The 4,622-nt window shown below is 68.4% G+C and carries 5 protein-coding genes; 3 read left to right on the forward strand and 2 right to left on the reverse strand.

Annotated features, from left to right (window positions below):
- The 3 genes from ELR45_RS42165 to ELR45_RS25105 form a co-directional block, all read left to right on the forward strand.
- The coding region (locus ELR45_RS42165) for a helix-turn-helix transcriptional regulator (protein ID WP_420813945.1) at positions 1-786 on the forward strand (786 nt) is incomplete at its 5' end.
- Between the two features lie 136 nt (positions 787-922).
- Entirely contained in the window at positions 923-2,365 is a 1,443-nt protein-coding gene (locus tag ELR45_RS25100; protein WP_129668769.1) for an FAD-binding oxidoreductase, read from the forward strand.
- On the forward strand, positions 2,362-3,036 hold the full coding sequence (locus tag ELR45_RS25105; RefSeq protein WP_129668770.1) for a hypothetical protein: 675 nt from the start codon (positions 2,362-2,364) through the stop codon (positions 3,034-3,036). Before ELR45_RS25100 ends, ELR45_RS25105 begins: the two co-directional genes overlap by 4 nt.
- A gap of 50 nt (positions 3,037-3,086) precedes the next feature.
- Here ELR45_RS25105 and ELR45_RS25110 read toward each other — a convergent pair whose 3' ends face one another.
- A complete protein-coding gene (locus ELR45_RS25110) occupies positions 3,087-4,106 on the reverse strand; it encodes an amidohydrolase family protein (protein WP_129668771.1) in 1,020 nt (339 codons plus the stop codon).
- Positions 4,103-4,622, reverse strand: a 520-nt coding sequence (locus tag ELR45_RS39025) for a DUF1932 domain-containing protein (RefSeq protein WP_205857217.1), incomplete at its 5' end; no start/stop codon positions are given. The genes ELR45_RS25110 and ELR45_RS39025, both read right to left, overlap by 4 nt.

Raw genomic sequence — 4,622 nt, forward strand, 5'->3', positions numbered from 1 at the left:
CAGCAGGGCGAACTGCTCCGGTTGCGCGGTGAGTTCGCTCAAGCTGAGACCTGCTACCGCGAGGCCAGCGACTGGGGGCACACCATGCAACCGGGGCTGGCCCTGCTCCGGAAGGCTCAGGGCCGGATCGACGACGCGGCCGCTGCCATCCAACGGACGGTCACGGAAGCCGAGCGAGCCGTAGACCGGTCCCGTGTCCTGCCCGCGTACGTTGAAATCAAGCTTGCCGCCGGCGACGTCGAGACCGCCCGGGCGGCGGTGGACGAGCTAGGGGAGATCGCCGCGACCTTCGACTCGCCGTACCTGCGTGCGGTGGACGGGTACGCGCACGGGGCGGCGCTGCTCGCCGAGGGTGATGCGGGAGCCGCCTGCGTCGCCCTGCGCCGAGCGTGGTTGGCCTGGCTCGAACTGGAAGCCTCGTACGAGGCGGCCCGAGTCCGGCTGCTGATGACGCGAGCGTGCCGTCAGCTGGGCGACCACGACACGGCCGAGATGGAGCTGGATGCCGCCCGGCGGGTCTTCGAGCAGCTGGGCGCCATCCCCGCGCTGGAGCAGGTGAAGGAGCTCATGGGTCACGCCACACCACCCACAGTCGGCGGCTTGACGCCGCGCGAGGTGGAGGTGCTCCGCTTGGTGGCGACCGGTGCGACCAATCGGGAGATCGCCGACACGCTCGTGATCAGCGACAAGACGGTTGCCCGGCACATGAGCAATATCTTCACCAAGCTCGACCTGTCCTCGCGGGCCGCCGCCACGGCCTACGCCTACGAGCACGACCTCGTGTAGCGCGGGCCACCGAAACCGGAGCTACACAGAACTACCCACAGGGCGCCGCCACATCGAATTGGTTGATCCGGACGATGCGGCAGCAACTGCCTGTCGCGGACTCTTGTCTCGTAGCCACAGGGGAAGGGGAGACAGCATGAGCACGAGAACGTTCGATGTCGCTGGACTCGAAGGCGGGCGCGTCGGCCTGACCTCGGCTCAGCTCGAACAGCTCAGTTCGGCGATCGACGGTCCGCTGCTGACAGCGGGAGACGAGGGCTGGGATGGGGCCGTCGTCGTCTGGAACGCCACGGTCGCTAAGACCCCCGCGCTGGTCGTCCAGCCCACGTCGGCCGACGACGTCGCTGCGGTCGTCCGGTTCGCCTCCGAGCACGGTCTTCTGCTGAGCGTCAAGGGCGGCGGACATAACATCGCCGGAACGGCCATCGCCGAGGACGGGCTGACTCTGGATATGTCGCGCATGCGTGACGTGACGGTGGACCCGGCCGGGCGGCTCGCACACGTCGGTCCGGGATGCCTGCTGCAGGACGTCGACCGGGCGACCCAGGCCCACGGGCTGGCGACGGTGCTCGGGTTCGTGTCTGAGACGGGAGTCGCCGGCCTGACCCTCGGCGGCGGCTTCGGTTACCTGACGCGTCGGTTCGGTTGGGCTACCGACAACCTGGGCGAGGTCGAGATCGTCACCGCAGACGGCAAGATACGTACTGCCAGCCGGGCGGAGAACGCCGACCTGTTCTGGGCGATCCGCGGCGGCGGTGGCAACTTCGGCGTCGTCACGCGCTTCACGTTCCGGCTGCACGAGGTCGGCCCCATGGTGACCGGCGGCTTGGTCGCCTGGAGCGCCGATCGAGCCGATGAGGTACTCGAGACCTACCGGGAGCTCACCGCGTCAGCGCCCCGTGAGCTGACGGCCGCGGTGATGATTCGCCTCGCCCCGCCCGCCCCGTTCGTCCCCGAAGACTGGCACCTCAAACCCGTCGTTGCGTTGCTCGTGTGCCACAGCGGCCCGACCGCCGAGGCCGATCTCGCGCCGCTGCGCGCTCTCGGGGATCCGATCTTCAGCCTGGTCGGGGAGAAGCCGTACGTGGCGCTGCAGTCGATGGTCGACAACTTGCAGCCCAAAGGACTGCACCAGTACTGGAAGGCCGAGTTTCTTCCCGACCTGCCGAGCGAGTACCTCAACACGTTCCGCGACGCCGCGCTGCGTGTCGCGTCCCCGTTGTCGTTCTCCATCATCTTCCACCTCGCTGGGGCGCTGAACGAGCACGACGACGGCAGCGCGGTCGGCAACCGAGACGCCCAGTTCATCAGCGGGTTCACCGGAACGTGGCCCCCGCAGGCGAACGGCGACGGCATTATGGCCGCGGTCCGCCAAGGGTGGGAGGAGATCCGGCCGTTCTCGACCGGCGGGAACTACGTCAATTTCCAGCTGGCCGAAGACGACGCCACCCGAACGTCTGGCGCGTACCGAGGCAACTTTGAGCGCCTGCAGCAGGCCAAGGCGCAGTACGACCCGGACAATCTCTTCCGCGTCAACCGCAACATCCGCCCGCTCGGACAGGAGAGGACATCGTCATGACCGAAACGACAATATCCCGTCTCCGCGCTGGCATCATCGCACTTGCTCCCATGGTGCTGCTGGCCGCGCTCGCGTGGCACCCGTATATCGGCGGCCGGCTGCCCAATGACTCGGCAGTCGCCGACGCCGTCGCAGCTGGTCCGACACGCTGGGGACTGGCACATCTTGCGGCCGGCGTCGCGTCCGGCGTGGTCGTCCTCGCGTTCCTCGCTGTCCGCAGCTACCTCCGCGAGCGGAGCGAGGACCGGTGGAGCGCCCTCGGAATGCCGTTCGTCGTGATCGGAAGCGCGCTGTACACGCTGCTTCCGGGGATGGAGTTCGCCCCGCTCGCCGCCGTCGAGACCGGTGAGGACGCGGCGGCGGCCCAGGAAGCGCTGGAGCCGTGGTTCCTCCCCGTCCTGCTGGTCGGAGCCTTCACATTCGCGCTCGGTGTACTCGGCTTCGCCAAAGGCGTCGCCGGCGCCCGCATCCTAGGTCCGGGCATGACAGGCGTGGTTGTGATGGCACTCGTCACCATGGCGGCCAGCCGCTTCGTGCCGCTGTTCGCCGTCCAGGCATATGTGCAGCCGGTGGCAGCCTTGATCGCACTGTGGCCGCTGGCGCGCCTGATGTGGACCCGGTCACCGGCACCCATCGGTAGAACGGCCGGAACGTCCGTGGCGCCGGGCTGAGACACGTGCGGGCATAGGCGGCACGAATATGGCAGGCGCATGAGCGCGAGTTACCGGCCCCGTGCGTGGAGCGCGGCGTCCAGGCGCGGGTACACGCGCCTGACATTGCGCTCATACACCTTCTCCCGGTCCTGCGGCGACAGGTCCCGTGCGTCCACGTAGCGCCGGGTGTCGTCGAAGTAGTGCCCGGTCCGCGGGTCGATCCCGCGGACCGCTCCGACCATCTCCGACCCGAACAGGATGTTGTCGACGTCGATGACGTCGAAGAGCAGGTCGATCCCGGGTTGGTGGTAGACGCAGGTGTCGAAGTAGACATTGCCCATCACGGCTTGCTCCGGCGCGGGCCTGTCGAGCATGTCGGCGAGCCCTCGGAAGCGGCCCCAGTGATAGGGCACAGCTCCCCCGCCGTGCGGAATGATGAGCTTCAGCTGCGGAAAGTCCTTGAAGAGGTCGGCCTGAAGCAGCTGCATGAACGCAGTCGTGTCCGCGTTCAGGTAGTGCGACCCGGTGGCGTGGAAGTTCGGATTGGTCACCGCGGACACGTGCACCATGGCCGGCACGTCGAGCTCGACCATCGCCTCGTAGAAGGGGTACCAGCTGCGATCGGTCAGCGGTGCGGACGTCCAATGCCCGCCGCTGGGGTCGGGGTTCAGGTTGCATCCGACGAAGCCGAGCTCCAAGATGCAGCGACGCAGCTCGGCCACGGATTGCGTGATGGGGACGCCCGGCGACTGCGGCAGCTGGCACACGCCCGCGAAGCTCTGCGGGTACAGCCCGACGACGCGGGCGATGAGGTTGTTGCAGGCCTCGGTCCATCGGCTGTTGACCGCCTCGTCGCCCACGTGGTGGCCCATCGCGGAAGCGCGGGGTGAGAAGAGGGTCAGATCGACCCCGCGCTCGGCCATCAGACGCAGCTGGCTGCCCTCGATCGACTCGCGGATCTCGTCGTCGGTGATCTCCGGGTACGACGGCGCCGCCTGCCCCGCGTCGTACGCCGCCTGCTGTGCGGTACGCCAGGACGTGTGCGCGGACGGAGCAGTGGTGTAGTGGCCGTGGCAGTCGATGATCACGTCTCTGTCTCCTCTGGGCGTTCGCTGAGCATGATGAGCAGGTCGCGGGCGGCTGTCGCGATCCGGGGCTGAACGCCGAGCTCACTCAACTGCCCGCTGGCCGCCGTCATCTCCTGCGCGCGCCGCCGGGCGTGCGTATGTGAGCCGTCGACCAGCCGGTCCAGGGTGTCGTGGCCGAAGCCGGCCAGCTCCGTGCGGATATTGCCGCGCAACCATTCCTCGCAACCGGCCGCCCGGGCGGCGTCGAGCGCTTCGATGACAGCCGCGGCCAGACCTTTGTAGAACACGCTGCGGAGTAGTTTGCGCGAGATCGCCGCGCCGGCGGGGCCGTCCTGGATGGTCACGTCGACGCCCAGACCGTGGAGGATCTCGGCGTAGCGGGCGGCGCCGTCGCCGGAGACCAGCATCGGGGTCCGCAGCCCCCGTCCAGGTACCGGCGACAGAAGCGCCACATCCACGACCGGGACTTCTCTGCCGGCCAACCGGTCCACGAGCTCTGCTTTCAGACGCGGGGAG

This window comes from Phytoactinopolyspora endophytica (genome assembly GCF_004138495.1).
GTDB lineage: Bacteria > Actinomycetota > Actinomycetes > Jiangellales > Jiangellaceae > Phytoactinopolyspora > Phytoactinopolyspora endophytica.

Excerpts from the sequence above, each read along its gene's own strand:
- ELR45_RS25100 (WP_129668769.1), top strand. The coding sequence starts at position 923 with ATGAGCACGAGAACGTTCGATGTCGCTGGACTCGAAGGCGGGCGCGTC.
- ELR45_RS25105 (WP_129668770.1), top strand. The coding sequence starts at position 2,362 with ATGACCGAAACGACAATATCCCGTCTCCGCGCTGGCATCATCGCACTT.